At 60.9% G+C, this 17,811-nt stretch carries 19 protein-coding genes and 1 pseudogene; 8 read left to right on the top strand and 12 right to left on the bottom strand.

The features are described 5' to 3' along the window. Positions 1-11: 11 nt before the first annotated feature. Positions 12-335, bottom strand: a complete 324-nt coding sequence (gene fdxA, locus JOF47_RS11205; protein WP_209997901.1) for a ferredoxin — start codon at positions 333-335, stop codon at positions 12-14. A gap of 327 nt (positions 336-662) precedes the next feature. Between fdxA and JOF47_RS11210 the strand changes: the two genes are divergently transcribed. Together JOF47_RS11210 and JOF47_RS11215 are read left to right on the top strand one after the other, a co-directional pair. After that, the gene (locus JOF47_RS11210) at positions 663-914 is read left to right on the top strand and encodes a putative acetyltransferase (protein WP_209997903.1); all 252 of its coding nucleotides are present in this window, start codon (positions 663-665) and stop codon (positions 912-914) included. 104 nt (positions 915-1,018) lie between these two features. Then, positions 1,019-1,513 carry a helix-turn-helix domain-containing protein gene (locus JOF47_RS11215; protein ID WP_209997905.1) on the top strand — a complete coding sequence of 165 codons (495 nt, stop codon included), beginning with the start codon at positions 1,019-1,021 and terminating at the stop codon, positions 1,511-1,513. Positions 1,514-1,600: 87 nt separating this feature from the next. Here the strand turns inward: JOF47_RS11215 and JOF47_RS11220 are convergent, their stop codons facing one another. The 5 genes from JOF47_RS11220 to JOF47_RS11240 all read right to left on the bottom strand — a co-directional run bounded on the left by JOF47_RS11220 (position 1,601) and on the right by JOF47_RS11240 (position 7,321). Further along, on the bottom strand, positions 1,601-1,996 hold the full coding sequence (locus JOF47_RS11220) for a hypothetical protein (protein ID WP_209997907.1): 396 nt from the start codon (positions 1,994-1,996) through the stop codon (positions 1,601-1,603). A 28-nt stretch (positions 1,997-2,024) separates the two neighbouring features. Further along, positions 2,025-3,935, bottom strand: coding sequence for a translational GTPase TypA (typA, locus tag JOF47_RS11225; RefSeq protein WP_209997909.1), 1,911 nt, complete (start codon positions 3,933-3,935; stop codon positions 2,025-2,027). 425 nt (positions 3,936-4,360) lie between these two features. Further along, a complete protein-coding gene (locus JOF47_RS11230; RefSeq protein WP_342592759.1) occupies positions 4,361-5,536 on the bottom strand; it encodes a mechanosensitive ion channel in 1,176 nt (391 codons plus the stop codon). Between the two features lie 610 nt (positions 5,537-6,146). After that, complete coding sequence (locus JOF47_RS11235; protein WP_209997913.1) at positions 6,147-6,554, bottom strand: hypothetical protein; 408 nt, start codon at positions 6,552-6,554, stop codon at positions 6,147-6,149. A 341-nt stretch (positions 6,555-6,895) separates the two neighbouring features. After that, positions 6,896-7,321: a hypothetical protein gene (locus JOF47_RS11240; RefSeq protein WP_209997915.1), complete on the bottom strand. Its 426-nt coding sequence runs from the start codon at positions 7,319-7,321 to the stop codon at positions 6,896-6,898. Positions 7,322-7,413: 92 nt separating this feature from the next. On the opposite strand from JOF47_RS11240, the gene JOF47_RS11245 reads away from it, so the two are divergent. Next, the gene (locus JOF47_RS11245; protein WP_209997917.1) at positions 7,414-7,848 is read left to right on the top strand and encodes a hypothetical protein; all 435 of its coding nucleotides are present in this window, start codon (positions 7,414-7,416) and stop codon (positions 7,846-7,848) included. Positions 7,849-8,496: 648 nt separating this feature from the next. Beyond that, positions 8,497-8,703, top strand: a complete 207-nt coding sequence (locus JOF47_RS11250; protein ID WP_210001882.1) for a hypothetical protein — start codon at positions 8,497-8,499, stop codon at positions 8,701-8,703. On the opposite strand, the gene JOF47_RS11255 is transcribed toward JOF47_RS11250, so the two are convergent. The 3 genes and pseudogenes from JOF47_RS11255 to JOF47_RS11265 form a co-directional block, all read right to left on the bottom strand. Then, complete coding sequence (locus JOF47_RS11255) at positions 8,704-9,843, bottom strand: aminopeptidase P family protein (RefSeq protein WP_209997926.1); 1,140 nt, start codon at positions 9,841-9,843, stop codon at positions 8,704-8,706. Positions 9,844-10,256: 413 nt separating this feature from the next. Continuing rightward, positions 10,257-10,472, bottom strand: coding sequence for a hypothetical protein (locus JOF47_RS11260; RefSeq protein WP_209997929.1), 216 nt, complete (start codon positions 10,470-10,472; stop codon positions 10,257-10,259). A 435-nt stretch (positions 10,473-10,907) separates the two neighbouring features. Continuing rightward, a pseudogene (locus JOF47_RS11265) lies at positions 10,908-11,258 on the bottom strand (DUF933 domain-containing protein); the annotation flags it as partial. Positions 11,259-11,519: 261 nt separating this feature from the next. Here JOF47_RS11265 and JOF47_RS11270 point away from each other — a divergent pair. Beyond that, positions 11,520-11,954, top strand: a complete 435-nt coding sequence (locus JOF47_RS11270; RefSeq protein ID WP_209997931.1) for a hypothetical protein — start codon at positions 11,520-11,522, stop codon at positions 11,952-11,954. A gap of 300 nt (positions 11,955-12,254) precedes the next feature. Here the strand turns inward: JOF47_RS11270 and JOF47_RS11275 are convergent, their stop codons facing one another. Beyond that, complete coding sequence (locus tag JOF47_RS11275; protein ID WP_209997932.1) at positions 12,255-12,899, bottom strand: dihydrofolate reductase family protein; 645 nt, start codon at positions 12,897-12,899, stop codon at positions 12,255-12,257. A 229-nt stretch (positions 12,900-13,128) separates the two neighbouring features. After that, positions 13,129-13,530: a HigA family addiction module antitoxin gene (locus JOF47_RS22350; RefSeq protein WP_210001590.1), complete on the bottom strand. Its 402-nt coding sequence runs from the start codon at positions 13,528-13,530 to the stop codon at positions 13,129-13,131. 844 nt (positions 13,531-14,374) lie between these two features. Between JOF47_RS22350 and JOF47_RS11285 the strand changes: the two genes are divergently transcribed. The 3 genes from JOF47_RS11285 to JOF47_RS11295 are packed head-to-tail and all read left to right on the top strand — an operon-like array spanning position 14,375 to position 16,413. After that, on the top strand, positions 14,375-15,082 hold the full coding sequence (locus JOF47_RS11285) for a histidine phosphatase family protein (RefSeq protein WP_209997934.1): 708 nt from the start codon (positions 14,375-14,377) through the stop codon (positions 15,080-15,082). Positions 15,083-15,091: 9 nt separating this feature from the next. Continuing rightward, complete coding sequence (locus JOF47_RS11290; protein WP_209997941.1) at positions 15,092-15,646, top strand: DUF3090 domain-containing protein; 555 nt, start codon at positions 15,092-15,094, stop codon at positions 15,644-15,646. Then, positions 15,646-16,413, top strand: a complete 768-nt coding sequence (locus tag JOF47_RS11295) for an SCO1664 family protein (RefSeq protein WP_209997949.1) — start codon at positions 15,646-15,648, stop codon at positions 16,411-16,413. Before JOF47_RS11290 ends, JOF47_RS11295 begins: the two co-directional genes overlap by 1 nt. A 265-nt stretch (positions 16,414-16,678) precedes the next feature. Here the strand turns inward: JOF47_RS11295 and ychF are convergent, their stop codons facing one another. Continuing rightward, on the bottom strand, positions 16,679-17,764 hold the full coding sequence (gene ychF / locus JOF47_RS11300) for a redox-regulated ATPase YchF (RefSeq protein ID WP_209998071.1): 1,086 nt from the start codon (positions 17,762-17,764) through the stop codon (positions 16,679-16,681). Positions 17,765-17,811: the final 47 nt, after the last annotated feature.

Below are 17,811 nucleotides of genomic sequence, written 5' to 3' on the forward strand. Positions count from 1 at the left end.
GGGTGTGGCGCTTATTCCTGGTTCTGCGGCGGGAGCACGGAAATGATTGGGTGGTCGATGCCCATGTTGCCGAGCTTCGCGGCTCCGCCTGGGGAACCCACCTCGTCGAAGAATTCGACGTTTGCCTTGTAGTACTCGGCCCACTCGTCGGGAACATCGTCCTCGTAGTAGATGGCCTCGACGGGGCAGACCGGTTCGCAGGCACCACAGTCGACGCATTCGTCGGGGTGGATATACAGCGAGCGTTCGCCCTCGTAGATACAGTCAACGGGGCATTCTTCGATGCATGCCTTGTCTTTGACGTCGACGCATGGCTGGGCGATGATGTAGGTCACGGTACCCGGGGCCTTCCTTCACTACGGAAAATGTTCGGTGGGTGTGCATGCTGCTAAGCGTGCTTGAGACAAGCTTAGTCCCGCCCCGACTAGATTGCCGCAGCAGCACGTTGAACAGGTATTTCTCACATCTATCGCTTGTCCCAACGGCCCCGAACCGGCGAATTCTTACGTTACGCGTCACGCGACGGTGCCTCTACGGCCCTTGGCTGGGGAATTCTTACGCCATGCGTCGCCCCGCGAAGCCGCCGCACGCCCACTGCGGGGGAATTCTTACGCCATGCGTCGCGCCCCGATGTCGGCGCAGCCAGCACCTAGGATTGGTTCATGAGCACGGACTTTTTCGCTTCCCTGGATCCCGGCGCCCGAGTGGTGGTCCGCTACCGGCTCTCGCCCGGGGAACTAGGCTCGGCAGGCGAGCGGCTGAGCGACGCCCTGGGATACCTGTTGGAGATCAACGAGAAGTCGGTAACGGTGCAGACCCGCACCGGGGAAATTCACATCAGTCGCGAGTCGATCACCCATGCAAAGCTGGTTCCCCCGCCCCCGGAGCGTAGGCACACCGCGCCCAGGAGCTGACCCGGCAAGCCCCGCGGTTGCCTGTCTGGTACGGAAAACCGACGTCGCCGCACATGTGATTTGAATGATTCAATCAGTGGCGGATTTTCCCGTATGCTGAAATCATGGCCACAGATGATGAGGTACAGGCCCGTGCGCGGGCGCTTAGCTCCCCGCTCCGTCTTCGCATTTTGCGACTCTGCTTGCACGAGTCCCGTACCAACAAAGAAATAGCGGACCTGCTGGATATCAATCCGGCCACCTCGCTTCACCACGTGCGCACCCTGCTCGCCAACGGGTTTCTCGCGGCCGAGGAAACCCGGCGCGGCAACCGCGGCGCCAAGGAAGTGCCTTACCGCAGCACCAAGCTCTCCTGGGGCACCAAGCTGCCCGATGCGGCACCGCTTCTTGTCGATACGTTCCTGCAGGAGATCGACGGCCTTGCCCCCGAGGAAATCCAGGTCCTCCGGGTCGGCCTGAAACTCAGCGAGGCCACCCAAAAGGAAATGCTGGCCCGCATCCATGCGGTCATCGAGGACTACGCAATGCGCGAGCCCGATCCCGACGGCGTCGCCACTTCCCTGTTCATGGCCCACCACCTGGATTTGAGCTCGAACTAGCGGGGCACCCTCGGGCGCCGGCAACATTGCCCGAATACAAGAAATGCCCGGAAGGAAGTCCTTCCGGGCATTTCTTGTATTGCGTGGCTATGCCGTGGGCTGTGGCCGCGCACGCAGGTGGCGCGAGACCAGGAAGACCGCGATGACAACCGGGACGATGATCCCGTAAACCCAGATGGTGCCTGCCAGCGCGGGGCCGGGCAGAACATCAAGGTATTGTGCGGAGACGATCATCTGGTTATGGGCGTCGGCCGAGAACAGCGCCACCAGGACGTAGGTGCTCAAACCGCTCAAGGCGGTGACCCACAGTTTCCCGCGAAGTATCCCAACCCAGTAGGACAGGGCTCCGGTGAACAACAGTGCCAGAGCGGCGCCCCAAGGGATCGGGGTGTCCCCTGCATAGGCCATGGAGGCATGCAGGATCGTTCCAACCACGGCGGCCAGCGCCCCGGCGGCCAAGGCCGCCAGGACGCTGACCAACACGGAGGCTAAAGAGCCCCCTTGCTGATGGTTAGGCCTTGGCTCGTGCACGGTTGACCTTGGCGCGTTCGCTGGCGTTCAGGACGACCTTGCGGATGCGGATGGCTTCCGGGGTGACCTCGACGCACTCGTCTTCGCGAGCGAATTCGAGGGACTCTTCAAGGGTCAGGTTGCGCGGCGGGGTCATGTTCTCGAAGGTGTCCGAGGAAGCCGCACGCATGTTGGTGAGCTGCTTTTCCTTGGTGATGTTCACGTCCATGTCATCGGCGCGTGAGTTCTCGCCAACGATCATGCCTTCGTAGACCTCGGAGGTCGGCTGCACGAAGAAGGACATGCGTTCCTGGAGCTTGATCATCGCGAACGGGGTGACCACGCCGGAACGGTCGGCAACGATCGAACCGTTGATGCGGTATTCGATCGGGCCGCACCATGGCTCGTAGCCCTCGGCCAGCGAGGAGGCGATGCCGGCACCGCGGGTGTCGGTCAGGAAGCGGGTGCGGAAACCGATCAGGCCACGGGCCGGAACGATGAATTCCATGCGGCACCAGCCGGTACCGTGGTTGGCCATGTTGGTCATGCGGCCCTTGCGGGCAGCCATAAGCTGGGTCACGGCGCCGAGGTATTCCTCGGGTACGTCGATGGTCATGTGCTCCATCGGCTCGTGGACCTTGCCGTCAATCTTCTTGGTAACAACCTGCGGCTTGCCGACGGTCAGTTCGAAGCCTTCGCGACGCATCTGCTCAACGAGGATGGCCAGCGCCAATTCACCACGGCCCTGGACTTCCCAGGCATCCGGACGCTCGGTCGGCAGGATGTTCAGCGAAACGTTACCGATCAGTTCCTTGTCGAGGCGGTCCTTGACCTGGCGTGCGGTGACCTTGGCGCCCTTGACCTTGCCGGCCAGCGGCGAGGTGTTGATACCGATGGTCATCGAGATGGCCGGCGGGTCAACGGTGATCAGCGGCAGCGGCTTCGGGTTTTCCAAGTCGGTGAGGGTTTCACCAATCATGATGTCTTCGATGCCTGCAACTGCAACGATCTCGCCCGGTCCTGCTTCTTCGGCCGGAACACGGGTCAGACCCTTGGTGGCGAGCAGTTCGGTGATCTTGACCTGCTTGAGCGTGCCGTCCTGGCGTGCCCAGGCAACCTGCTGGCCCTTGCGCAGGGTGCCGTTGAAGATACGCAGCAGTGCCAGACGGCCAAGGAACGGCGAGGCGTCAAGGTTGGTGACGTGTGCCTGAAGGACTTCGCCTTCGGTGTAGGTCGGGGCCGGAACGTGCTTGATGATGGTCTCGAACAGCGGCTCGAGGTCCTCGTTGTCCGGCATGGTGCCGTCGGCAGGCTGGTTGGCCGAGGCGAAGCCGGCCTTGCCCGAGGCGAAGACGATCGGGACGTTCAGGATCTTGTCCAGGTCCAGGTCCGGTGCTTCGTCGGCCAGGTCCGAGGCCAGGCCCAGGAGCAGGTCCATGGAGTCGGAGATGACGCCTTCGATGCGGGCATCCGGGCGGTCGGTCTTGTTGACGACGATGATGACCGGCAGGTTGGCAACGAGTGCCTTACGCAGCACGAAGCGGGTCTGCGGCAGCGGGCCCTCGGAAGCGTCGACGAGGAGGACAACGCCGTCAACCATGGACAGGCCGCGCTCTACCTCGCCACCGAAGTCGGCGTGACCCGGGGTGTCGATGATGTTCATGGTCATCTGCTTGCCTTCGGCGGCCGGGCCGCTGTAGAACACGGTGGTGTTCTTCGCAAGGATGGTGATGCCCTTTTCGCGTTCGAGCTCGCCAGAGTCCATCACACGATCTTCGGTTTCACCGTGGCTGTCGAATGCACCAGTCTGCTGGAGCATTGCGTTGACCAAAGTGGTCTTGCCGTGGTCAACGTGCGCAACGATTGCTACGTTACGCAGGTCGTCGCGACGAATGAGAGTGGAATCTGACATGCGAAAAGGCTCACTTCTTCTAGAGAATTTTGGGTCTCGGGGTTCGGGGCCACGATTGACCCAATTCACTATTCTAGTCCTTCTGGAAAAACTGACGGAAATCGTGCCGAACATCACCCGGCTGCACGAGGCTATTTTCGAGACAAAATCGACACCGATTCGCCGACCTGCCGTCAATCATCCCCGTCATTCCGCGGTTTTCAGTCGAAAGCCGCGAGCGGTAAATCACACGTATTTTTTATGGGAAATTCCAAGCCCGACTGGGCCATGGACACGGCAAGCACCTCGAAGCCGCTGCTCACTACATTCCGGGGTCAGGGGTGAAACGCAACATCTGGCCCCGAAGCAATGGGCGGCCCCGGACCATTCGGCCCGAAACCACCCATTCGATATGCGCCGGGTCCTGCAGCGCGGCATGCGGCTCGCTAGCCCAGTGGATCCACCCAGCCAAGCGGGGCAGGCGGCGTGGCCGGAGGAAGCTTGTGCTCCAGCCGTCGCAATGACCGGGCCGCCGCATCACGTCCGCCCAAGCCGTAGGCGAGGGCGGCTGCGAGCGCCCCACCGATGACGACGGCGCCGAAAGCCATGTTGATGATGGAGTCCGCCAGGCCCATGTAGTTCAGGCCCATTGCCACGAACAGGGCGATCGTCGCGTACCGGATCACCGTTGCCGCGATCCCCTCCCCCATGATCTTGACGAGGACGTTGGCGATGAGGAATCCGGCGGCAATGATCAGTCCGCCGAACAGCACGCTGCCGGCCAGCGCCAGGATCTGGTTGAGGATGATGGTGACTTCCGGGAAGTTCAGCAGTCGCGCCGCCATGATGCCGAAGAACAGCATGATGGCGATCTTCACCAGCATGGCAATAATGGCCGAGGCGCTCTGGCCGCTCGGGAGGATGCCCCATTTGCGCACCACGTCATCAGCCCCCACCCCATGCAAGGTGCCCTGGAGAATATTGCCCGCGAACTTCGCGATGGCGTAGCCAATTCCCAGCAGGATCAGGGCCGCAATGATCAGCGGTATTGCGTTCAGTATCAGGGCCAGCATTTGCTGTGCCGGATCGGAAATCGCGGCGATGCCCAAGACCTGCAGCGCGTTGATGCCCACCACGATCACAATGATCGCAAAGAGGATGTTTCCGATGACGGAAATGATTCTTGCATTCCGTTCACGCGATTCAACAAGGTCCGGCTCTTCATGCTTGCGCATGAGCTTGTTTGTCATGCGGCTGAAGTCGACGGCGCCCAACGCCGTGGTGACCAGCTGCCGGACGATCTTGGCGATCATGTAGCCGATGAAGAAGACGACGCCGGCTCCGATGACGTTGGGGATGAACCCCATGACGTTTGCAAGCAGCTCCTGTACGGGTGCCAGCACCTCGGAGAGGGCAAACACCTGCGGGATGGCAACAAGGCCGAAGAGCCAGACGATCAGTGCCGCGATCTTTCCGAGTGATTCGCCAAGCGGTTCGCCGTCGTTACCCTGGCGCTGCAGCAGCTTGATCCGGCCCACGAGCTTTCCAATGGCCCACTTGATGAACTTGGCCAGCAGCCACGTCACCAAGAGGATGATCAAGGCAAAAACTACCTTTTGCACCGTTCCTGCCCAATCGAAATTGCCATAAAACCACTTCCGGTGTCCGCGTGAACTCCTTCGTTTGAATGGTCCTAAACCTGGGCCGTTTTCCTTTCCGAATCTGAGTAAAGGAAACATCCATTGGTGGCCTTAAACAACCTTTGCTGCGACCGAACTTGGCCTCCAAGTCCGTTGCCGACTCCTGTGTCAGCCGAGGTACAAAGTTGTAGAGAAACACATGCCGCAGGCAAGCCGATGACACGTGGCATGCGGTCCTCGGTGTGCGCCCACCCGTTGTTTCTCCCTACGGGAGAACGAACGACGTTGGGTTTCCCAAGCTGTGCAACCCGAGAATTTTCGTCATACTCACCAGCCGCGCAACCCGAGATCGGCAGCTTCCGGAGCTCCAGTGGCCGCGTACGGCAAGGACCCATCCTGGCGCGGCAAAGCCCCCGACTCCAAGAAATGAAGTCGGGGGCCGAGTGTCACACTGCCCCTCGAAGGATGGAAATTAGATGTTGATACGGGAGGCAACCGGATTGATCCTTACGCATGGCCGCGACGGGGCAACTTCGATGGCGGTAGTCGTGCGTGACAAGATTCGGCCAAGACCTTCTCGACTGGTGCGCTACTAACGGAAATGAAGCCCACAGAACACACACTGATCCCCGAACACTGGCGCCTCCACAAAGAGGCAGCCACCGAACGGCGACTCGCTGCAGTCCATTCGGGAGAACCAATACCCGAGCAATTCCTCTTGCTCCATGCCGAGCATCGTTTTCAGGTCGTAGATCAGGTTGTCGTTGCGGACCTCGGTAATAGCGAGGTCGAAAGCCTTCAGGCCAAGATCGGTCGAGCGTGTGGTGACCGCACCATCGGTCCCGAGCTCGCCGCCATACTGGCTCATGACCAACTGGAATTCATCCCGAGATTCGTGCAGGCGCACCCACTCGCGGTAGGTGCGTTTCACGTTGGTAGTGCGGTGGCCCCGCCAGTGCCCTGAATCATCCCAGTTCTCACCCGGAGTTCCGATCTGCATTGTTCTTCTTTCGTCGTTGTCTCTCATTGTCTGCAGCCATCGTCACACATAGTTGGAATCAGACCCTGCAGATACGCCGAACGCCCCGAACCAGCGCATTCACGGCGCAAGATTTCGGGGCGCTTCAGACGTCGACTCGGTGTCGATCCCGAACTGCAGGATTGGACGTTTAAGCGGAACTCCATAACATCGCCTTCCTTCATGATGTATTCCTTAGCCTTCGATGCGAGTCTTGCCGGCCACCTTGGCAGAGGCAGTCGAGTTGCTGTACAGCCTGGCCTTCCACCGGTGGCCATTACGGCACGAAGCCGTTCCACGCCGCCTGGATCCGGACGCGCATCTCACGCGTTCTCATGGCGGTGGGCTACTTCGGACCGCTCAATAGGTAGCTGTTTGCGCGATGCCCCACGGGCTAGACGTTGAAAAATCCCAACAAGGCGCCGATCGGCGCGTGCCAGGTTGTCCAGGCCCAATTCCGTGTGACCGGCGTCCTCTAGCATTTCTTCGGCTTCTTCTTCGGTCAGCTCCGAAAGTTCGGATTCGAACTGCACGTCGAGAAAGATGGCCTCGGCCGGCCCGACGAGAGCGGGAAGCTCTTCTTGCATAGCGATGCCCGCGGCCTTGACAGCATCGATAAAGGAAGCCGCGGTTTTCTCGGCGCGCAGCGCCGTGTCGGAAAGATTCGTGGCGTCATCGACCAAACAGTGAATCCATTTACCGTTCGGTAAATTCTCAGCAGGATCGAGCACGTCAGGTGCAGAAATCATGCGGACAGGATTCAAGAAGCGCGCCGCGACCGGTGGCGGTAGTGTGATGCTGAACGAGGAATGGTCGCCACATTTGAACTGAGGAGAATCACATGGCCGAAAAGAACGCTGGGCTGTCCAGGGAAGAACGCGAGGCCGTCAAGCAGCGCGCTGCAGAGCTACGAGCACAGGAGAAAGCCGGGAAAACCCGCGCCGCAGGCGAACAGGCCGTCCGGGAGGCGATCGCCGCACTGCCGGATGAGGACCGGGTTCTCGCCGAAGGTATCGACAGGATCGTTTCCGAAGTCGCCCCGCATCTCGTTCCGAAGACCTGGTACGGATTCCCTTCGTATGCCAACGAGGACGGAAAGGTAGTCGTATTCTTCAAGGCGGCCTCGAAATTCACCTCCCGCTACGCCACCCTCGGCTTCGAAGAGTCCGCGAATCTCGATGACGGGGACCTGTGGGTAACCTCGTTCGCCGTGCTGGCGTTGACGCCCGACACTGAAAAGAAGATCGCGGATCACATTCGCAAGGCTGCAAGCTAACTCGCCAGAATCGTGAACGGTCGGCACTACCTCTGCCGGGCCGGCCGTTCCGCTATGGCAGGACGCCACAGGTCGAGATGAACCCGGACGGTGGCGACCGCAAAGCTGGGTCGCACACCGTGTGTGGGGATGGCGAGCGACCACGCAAGAAAAACGCCCCGAATCCCGCGCACTTCGTGCCGGGATTCGGGGCGTTCAGGCTCCGTCCCGGCAACAACCGGCTGTCGGGAAGGTTAGACGTTGAAGCGGAACTCCACGACGTTCCGTCACGGAGAACCACTCCTCATCACGACGGACCATCGCGATGGGATGTTGGCGCAGGGAACAGCGACACGCCAGATCCTTCTCGGGGACGTCGGCTTCGATGCGGCCCCGAACATCAACCCCGCCGCGGCTCATACTCCCACGTCCTCCGCTACCTCAGCCGGTTTCCAGGACGAAGAAGATGAAGGACAGGAATGCTGTCTTCTCGCCGTTGAGGATGCGCGGCGGAAGAATCGCGTGAAGTGGGTCGGTGCCAGAAGGTCAGGACCGCAGGCTCGCCATCGACTTGGTACTCCTCCGAGTTCTGCCGGATGGCGAAGTAGTCCTCAGTTGGTTGCGTGACCACGCTGACCGTGGGGCGAGGGGACAGAGAGCGCATACACAGTGACCACAACACCGAACAAAAAGACCCTCGACGTCCCCGTGGACGTCCGGTTCACCGCGACCGGCATTCCGCTGGCAGTGCGCTACAACTGGCGCATCTGGGCCGTGGCCGCCATGCCGGAATACCTACTTGCCTGCATCGACCAAATCGCGCCTGCCGTCGGCATCGGTGGTCGGCCACGTCGGATCGTGGACCACGTCGGCTAACTAGTGAACGATTCTCATCTCGTGCGAGGTCTGATTGAGTCGCCGTCCGCCGTCGGGAACGACCGTCACAATGTCCTCGATCCGTACGCCGAACCTGTCCGGCAGGTAGATTCCGGGTTCGATCGAAAAGCACATGCCGGGGTGGAGGATCTGGGTTTCGCCCTCGACCATGTACGGCGGCTCGTGAGTCGTAAGTCCGATTCCGTGCCCGACGCGGTGAATGAAGTAGTCGCCGTAGCCGGCTTCAGTGATCACCGCCCGGGACACGCGATCGATTTCCTGGCACTCGACGCCTGGCCGCACGGCCTCGAACCCGGCCTGCTGCGCGTGTCTGACGATGTCATGAACCTCGCGCTCCTCGGCGGTGGGTTCGCCGACGTGCACGGTCCGCGTCGTGTCAGATCCGTAGCCGTGTTTGAGGCCACCGAAGTCGAGCACCACCATGTCTCCGGCCTCGATGATCCGCGGGCCGATCTCGTGGTGAGGGTTGGCTCCGTTCGGACCCGAACCGACAACGGTGAAGTCCACCTGCGAATGACCGAATTGGCGAAGTAGGTCGGCGAGATCAGAGCCGACGTCGGTCTCGCTGCGCCCAGCGAACCGCACGGTGACGATCTCCTCGTACGCCTGGTCTGCGGCCGCGCCGGCCGCCGCCAGCCGCTCGATCTCGTCGTCATCCTTGATCGCCCGAAGCATCGGCAGGGCGGTCGTCATCGAGACGTAGGACGACTTGGGAAGTCGATCCTGCAGGCCGAGGAGGTGCATGGCCCAGGCAGAGTCAGAGACGGCATAACGTCCGGTGCCGGCCATTAGCGTCGCAGATTCCGTGTAGGGGTCGCTCCCGTCGGTCCAGTCGGTGATCTTCATACTCGAGGCGCCGGCGGCCGCTTCCGCGTCAGGCCTCTCGAGCCTCGGAACGATCATGGCGGGCTCCGAGTCGACGGGGATCACGAGCATGGTGATGCGTTCAGTGATGGCCACGGGTGCATACCCAGTGAAGTACAGCAGGTCCGGTCCGGGAGTGACCAGGATGCCGTCGAGCCCAGCATCCTGGGCGGCGTGGGCTGCTCTCCGCAACCGCTCGGCGAAGTCATCGGCGGTGAACGGAGCGGGCTCGGAAAGGCTGTGAGGATCACTCATGGTTCGCATTCTCGTACGCGCGGCATCACTGGTCAACCCATCGCCCGGACAGCCGCTCCAGTAACTCTGGAATCACCCGTCGCGGGTGAGGCGGTGGCCTGTCGCTGCGGCAACGCAGCGGCCGCACTCACAAACTTCGGCTGAACTGGCCGTCGCGTGTCGATAGAGGAACCTTTGATAGGACGTAAGACCCTATCTCCCGGGCGCTCATATCCACTTCGTGAACTGGCGCCGTGCCACCAAGTACTGCTCGCCCTCAGAGTGGCGCCATGGCGCGGCCTATGGTCTGGGAACGTTCCGGGGCGTATGGCCACAGCTGTAATCGCAGCTGTCTGCCTGGGCGCGAGTAAATTCGGGCGGTCACTGAGCCACCGCAGGAGCTGCCTGTCCGCTACCACTGCAACATCGAAGGGTTACTCCCTGACAGTCAGGTTCTTCGGGGTAACGACGACCACAACGCCGGTGACCTCAATTGGCGCGTTCGTTCCCCGGGTGAGAAGTTTCGCTGCCAGGGCGGCTTCTTGGCTGGCATTGTAGAGACGGCGCTGTTTCTTACCACACATCATCGAGGTCCGGCCTGCAACCCAAACGGATTGCCCGGCGTGGTTTTTGGTATTGAGGGTGAACACACCGGCCGAACTATCAGCAAGTGGTCAATGTCGGACGCGCCGGCGCCCACCGGTACGGCGTGCAGGACCGTCAAGTCGGGACCTAACCGTTGCAGGATCTGCCCGACTGCTTTCTCCCCGAGAGCACCCTTTTACGACGATTAATTGTCCGGAGTCAGCGGGTCGGCACCGAGAACACGACGCAACAACGACCGCGGAGGCAAACCTTCCCGATCGGCCAGCCACTTCCCAATCACCGCATGTCCCGCGACCCGCTCATTCACCTCGACGCGCATAGTCATAGCATCTCGCCCTGGCCCAAATCCCTGTGATGCAAAGTCAGACGAAAAAAACTGGTGGCATCATTTTGACCACGCGGGCGGTCACAAAGCGCATAGCCGCTAAGAACACGTGTTCTTAGCGGCTATGCGCAAAAGGTCTCAATGAGAACAGGAACTACACATTGAATCTAAATTCAACGACGTCGCCGTCCTTCATGATGTATTCCTTGCCCTCGATGCGGGCCTTGCCGGCGGCCTTGGCCGCGGACATGGAACCGGCGTCGACCAGGTCGTCGAACGCGACAACCTCGGCCTTGATGAAGCCGCGCTGGAAGTCGGTGTGGATGACACCTGCCGCCTGCGGGGCGGTCCAGCCCTTGTGGATGGTCCAGGCACGGGTTTCCTTCGGGCCTGCGGTCAGGTAGGTCTGCAGGCCGAGGGTGTCGAAGCCGACGCGTGCCAGCTTGTCCAGGCCCGACTCGGTGTAGCCGGCGTCCGTGCCCTCGGCGCAATGGTCCTGCTCTACTCGAGGGCCGCCTGCGTGGCCTTGTCCATGTCAATGAAGGAGACCTTCAGCTCCGTGCCGCGCGCAGCACCGTGTCGGAAAGATTCGTGGCGTCATCGACCAAACAGTGAATCCAGTTTCTGTTCTATAGATTCTCAGCAGGCTCGAGCACGTCAGGTGCAGAAATCATGCGGACAGGATTCAAGAAGCGCGCCGCGACCGGTGGCGGTAGTGTGATGCTGAACGAGGAATGGTCGCCACATTTGAACTGAGGAGAATCACATGGCCGAAAAGAACGCTGGGCTGTCCAGGGAAGAACGCGAGGCCGTCAAGCAGCGCGCTGCAGAGCTACGAGCACAGGAGAAAGCCGGGAAAACCCGCGCCGCAGGCGAACAGGCCGTCCGGGAGGCGATCGCCGCACTGCCGGATGAGGACCGGGTTCTCGCCGAAGGTATCGACAGGATCGTTTCCGAAGTCGCCCCGCATCTCGTTCCGAAGACCTGGTACGGATTCCCTTCGTATGCCAACGAGGACGGAAAGGTAGTCGTGTTCTTCAAGGCTGCCTCGAAGTTCACCACTCGCTACGCCACCCTCGGCTTCGAAGAGTCCGCGCGGCTCGATGACGGGGACCTGTGGGTAACCTCGTTCGCCGTGCTGGCGTTGACACCGGAGATCGAAAAGAAGATCGCGGATCACATTCGCAAGGCTGCAAGCTAACCCGGCAAAATCAAGATCAACTTCTGTACCCCTGCCGGGCCGGCCGTTCCGCTATGGCAGGACGCCACAGGTCGAGATGAACCCGGACGGTGGCGACCGCAAAGCTGGGTCGCACACCGTGTGTGGGGATGGCGAGCGACCACGCAAGAAAAACGCCCCGAATCCCGCGCACTTCGTGCCGGGATTCGGGGCGTTCAGGCTCCGTCCCGGCAACAACCGGCTGTCGGGAAGGTTAGACGTTGAAGCGGAACTCCACGACGTTCCGGTACTTGGCAACCTCTTGATGACGACGTGGAGCCTTCACACGCGGCGATTCCTGTTCCAAAGCTGATGCGTCAGTCCACTGGACGTGCTGACGGATTCGACACTGAACCTGTCTTCCAAGCCAGTAAGGTGATCCCAGATTCGGACACCGGAACCGAGCACGATCGGAACGATCACCACATGCAGGAAGTCGATGAGATCAGCCTGGAGGAATTCGCTCACGGTCGAGGGCCCGCCGCCAATTCGAACGTCCAACCCGCCAGCCGCATCCTGCGCCAGACGAAGCGCCTTCTCCGGCGACGCATCTACGAAGTGGAAGCTGGTGCCGTTGGCGAACTCGAGTGGCTTACGAGGATAGTGGGTCAGGATGAACACCGGAGTCAGGAAGGGAGGTTCGTCTCCCCACCAGCCTTCCCAGCCGTCGTCGGGCCATTCGCCCGACTGCGGACCGAATTTACGGCGGCCCATAATCTCCGCCCCGATACCTTGGCCCCACATGCTGAACATGGCTCGATCCACGGTCACCGGGTCGTCGATTCCATGGATGCCATGGATGACGCGTCCGTCAAACTTGCCGAAAAGCGCCCCAGCTCCACCGATCGGCTTTTCGAGCGTCACGTAATCGCCAGCGGCATATCCATCCGAAGAAACGAGCAGGTTGTGCACTCGCGTCTGAACCATGAGATCTCCCTGTGTGAATGAAATCTGGAAACGGTTGAACCCTAGCCCAGAGTGATTTCCAACTGCAATCATTTTGGAGGTCGTATTTCCACGACAGCTACAAGGTGCCCTGGCGTCGTGTCTTCGAGCACCACCTGAGAAAAATGAGAACCTGCCCTACGGCCCACCGCAGTAGGCGGAAGCGGTCTTGGCGATCTCGCGTTTACATACATTGAAAGACTACTTGCAGCTAAGCTTCACTGAGGTGCACCAATGACGAATCAGGCCACTCGACCGGTGCAGCAGGAGCCAAGCTTTTGGCCGAACACATGCCGTAATTGCCACGCCCCTTATTCGACAGCTCGATCAAGCATCTCTTGGTCGCGTGATCCCAGCAACGATTTTCCCGCAGCACCCGGCGCTCAATCCGCGGTTCATAGTTCGACTGCAGATGCATCCAGAACTCTTCCCAGGTGCCGAAGTGCCGCGCCGGTCGGATCGCTGCGTCAGCAGTGATGCTCCGTTTGCCATGCGCAATCTCGTTGAAATGCCAAGGCGGCATGCCGATGGCCACGGCGACACGCTTCTGGTTCGGGCTCAGCTCCGTGATGAAATCCTCAATGAGTACCTCGCCCGGATGCGCCGGTCTCAGCTTCTCAGCTTCTCAGCTTCTCAGCTTCTCAGCTTCTCAGCTTCTCAGAGGTAGTTGACGAGTTCGGACACCAAAGCGACGATCCTCAGCTATCGCAGGACAACCTGTTGAACACGTAGGTAAAGCCAGCTGGCTTGCTCATTCCCCCGGCGAGGATCCTCAACGCGCCTACAAGCATCCGAACCACGACACCACTAATTGACGTGCCGCGCGGACTCCTCTGGGCCCTGAACGGAAATTTGGTGGCGTCGCTGTCCTCCATCAGGATTAGAGAATCGCCGTGAAACAGGAATGCCCGGGAGGCCAAAAGGCTTCCCGGGCACCATTGGAAGGGCACAGCGAATTAGACGTTGAAGCGGAACTCCACCACATTCAGTTATTGAATAACCTCTGCTTCTTCCAAGACGGACCCCAAGACGGGACATTTGTGCTGCCAACTCGACACGCCAGATTCGTCTCGGGAAACTCGCCTCGGGCCGAATTCGTCTTGGGAGTGTTTGTGCTGGTCCGGCCAGGTCAGGCCCGCTGCAATTCGCGTTCCGTCCCTCGAACTCGGGGAATCCTTCCACACGTGAACCGCAGCGCGGCTTTTTGGCTTTGCTGGTCAATGAGAGATGGCAGTGTTTTTCGTCAAGACATTCACGGGCCCTGGCCCCCTGCCGAAAAGGGGACACCCGTGTAGTGACCACTCTCGCCCATCTGTTCTCGATGCGTGTCGAGTCCGTCTGGGCGTCTTTGAATGCATCGGCGTGCTTGAAGGGTTCCACCAGTGTCTTATCTGCCTTTTTGACGCGCGGCTTTGCAGGGTTCACACCACCATCGACAGGGCGGTTAGGCTGGGTGGATGGCGACAGTAATTCTCGTGCGGCACGGCCGCACCACAGCCAATGCCGCTGGAGTGCTGGCCGGTCGGGCCCTCGGTATCAGCCTGGACCAGATCGGGCGCGACCAGACGGCCCTGACCGGAGATCGGCTCGCGGCCGTGCCCTTGGTCGCGGTGGTGTCCAGCCCCCTCGAACGTTGCCGGCAGACCGCCCAGCTCATCCTCGATCGCCAGGCCGGCACCCCGTACGAACTGGTCGATCCAGATCTCACCGAGTGCGATTACGGCCAGTGGCAGGGCCGCACGCTCGGCGATCTCGCCACCGAGGATTTGTGGCCGGTGGTGCAGACGCAACCGTCCGCCGTCGTCTTTCCCGGCGGTGAATCCATGGCAGCGATGCAGGCTAGGTCGGTGGCAGCCATTCGACGCCACGACGCGGCCTTCGAATCCGAGTACGGGCCAGGGGCCGTGTGGGCGGCGGTGAGTCACGGGGATGTCATCAAGTCAGTGCTCGCCGACGCGCTCGGCATGCACCTTGACCTGTTCCAGCGAATCAATGTGAGCCCAGCCTCCGTATCGATCGTGCACTACGGCATTAATCGGCCGACCGTCTACGCAACCAACACCGACGCTGGGGATCTGTCGTGGCTGTCGAAAAGTATCCACACTGGCGATGCACCGGTGGGCGGCGGGGCAGGGCAAGAAGCGCCACGAACCTCTGAAGCCTAAGATACTTATATGCCTACACGTGTTCATGAATTTATCTGGCCGGATCGGGTCGTCGTTGGCACCCTTGGTCTTCCGGGGGCGCGCACGTTCTACCTGCAGGTGCGCGCAGGGACGCAGATTGTCAGTATTGCCATGGAGAAGCAGCAGTCGGCTCTGCTCGCCGAGATGATCGACGAAATTCTTGACCAGCTCATCGCTCTAGAGGGCAACCCCTTCAGCGTTCCCACGGGTACTCCCCGTGAACTCGTCGACAATGACCAGCTCGAGGCCGTTCAGGAGCAGTTTCGGACCGGATCCATGAGCCTGGGTTGGGACCCCACGACGGCGCAGGTCGTCATTGAGGCCTACCCGATCACTGACATCGCTGCCGACGATGACGTCGAATCGGTTGACGAGATTGACCCTACCGCGACCGAAATGTTGCTGGTAAAAATGCCGGTCGGCTCAGCCCGGGCATTTGCCAAGCGCACCCGTGAGGTCGTCGGCGCCGGGCGTCCGATGTGCCCGCTCTGCGGTTACCCCATAGACGCCGACGGGCACACCTGCACCGTTCCCGAGGTCTGATGCCAGCGCCGGACCTAGTGTGCGCCGAGCTGACGCTCACCGGCCGCATCACGACCGCTTCAAACGCTACATTCCTGGGCAGCATCGACGACGTGGTGGTCGTCTACAAGCCGATAGCAGGCGAACATCCGCTGTGGGATTTTCCCAACGGCACCCTGGCTCACCGGGAGCTGGCCGCCTATCTGGTCTCGCAGGTCTTGGGCTGGAACGTTGTGCCGCACACCTGGCTGCGCGATGGTCCGCTGGGCGAGGGAATGGTGCAACTCTGGCAGGAGCAAGACCCGACCCAGAATGCCGTGGATCTGGTCGCGACGGACGATGTTCCGGAGACGGGCTGGAAGCACGTTCTCGAGGGTCAAGATGAGAACGGACGGACAGTCAACCTCATTCACGAAGACTCGCCAGCACTCAGACACATGGCCGTGTTCGACGCGATCGTGAACAATGCCGACCGCAAAGGCAACCATATTCTTGCCATGACGGACGGACACCGGTACGGAGTGGATCATGGGCTCACCTTTCACAATGACAACAAGCTGCGAACGGTGTTGTGGGGGTGGCTGGGTGACGCCCTGACCGCCGAGGAAGAAGAAGGCATAGACCGTGTCAATGAAGGACTGCACGGTCAGCTGGGCCGAAACCTGGCGGGCTTGCTCAGCGCCGAAGAAATCGCATCGCTTGCCGCGCGCTGCTCCCGGTTGCGCCTAGCAGGTCGTTTTCCTGCTCCTAGCGGTGAGATGCCTGCGGTGCCCTGGCCGCTGTTCTGAGGGAATTACGTCTGCTGGCTTCGCGGCCTGTGTCACGACGAGTCGCCCTCTGCCCATACCCGCAGAGCGGATCCAACGCCCGGCAAGAACGGTGCCTTTGGTTCCTTGAACGACTTTGATTGCGGCCACAAGTTTGGTCATTCTTTCGTTAGACAGCAAAATGCTGGCTGGCTGCATTGAGGTGGCAGCCGCTCGTAAAAAACGCATGGCCGCCAAGAACACGAGTTCTTGGCGGCCATCGCAAAGGTTAGAAGTCGGTCAGGACCTAAACGTTGAAGCGGAACTCCACGACGTCGCCGTCCTTCATGATGTATTCCTTGCCCTCGATGCGGGCCTTGCCGGCGGCCTTGGCCGCGGACATGGAACCGGCGTCGACCAGGTCGTCGAACGCGACAACCTCGGCCTTGATGAAGCCGCGCTGGAAGTCGGTGTGGATGACACCTGCCGCCTGCGGGGCGGTCCAGCCCTTGTGGATGGTCCAGGCACGGGTTTCCTTCGGGCCTGCGGTCAGGTAGGTCTGCAGGCCGAGGGTGTCGAAACCGACGCGTGCCAGCTTGTCCAGGCCCGACTCGGTGTAGCCGGCGTCCTCGAGCATCTCTTCGGCTTCTTCTTCGGTCAGCTCCGAGAGTTCGGATTCGAACTGCGCGTCGAGGAAAATTGCCTCGGCCGGGGCAACCAGTGCGGAAAGCTCTTCCTGCATTGCGGTGTTGGCCAGGCCCTCTTCATCGGTGTTGAACACGTAGATGAACGGCTTGGTGGTCATCAGCTGCAACGGGGCCAGCTCTTCGATGTCGATGCCTGCGGCCTTGCCGGAAGCGTAGAGGGTGTTGCCCTCTTCGAGAACCTTCTGCGCGGCCTTGACCAGTTCGATGAACGAGGCTTCGACCTTCTTGGTCCGCAGTTCCTTTTCGAGGCGCGGCAGCTGGTTTTCGATGGTCTGCAGGTCGGCAAGGATCAGCTCGGTGGCGATCGTCTCGATGTCCGAGGCCGGATCGATCTTGCCGTCGACGTGGATCACGTCGGGGTCCGAGAAAGCGCGCGTCACCTGGCAGATGGCCTCGGCTTCGCGGATGTTGGCCAGGAACTTGTTGCCCAGCCCTTCACCCTCGGAGGCACCCTTGACGATGCCGGCGATGTCCACGAAGGACACGGTTGCCGGAAGGATGCGCTCGGAGCCGAAGATCCCGGCGAGCACCTTCAGGCGTGCATCAGGCAACGGCACGACACCCACGTTGGGTTCGATGGTTGCGAACGGGTAGTTGGCCGCGAGGACCTGGGCGCGGGTAAGCGCGTTGAACATTGTTGACTTGCCGACATTGGGCAGTCCGACGATTCCGATTGTAAGAGCCACGGGAATAGAGTCTACCGTCCCGATCCTGCCTGCGCTTCCTGCACCGC

This window comes from Paeniglutamicibacter kerguelensis (genome assembly GCF_017876535.1).
GTDB lineage: Bacteria > Actinomycetota > Actinomycetes > Actinomycetales > Micrococcaceae > Paeniglutamicibacter > Paeniglutamicibacter kerguelensis.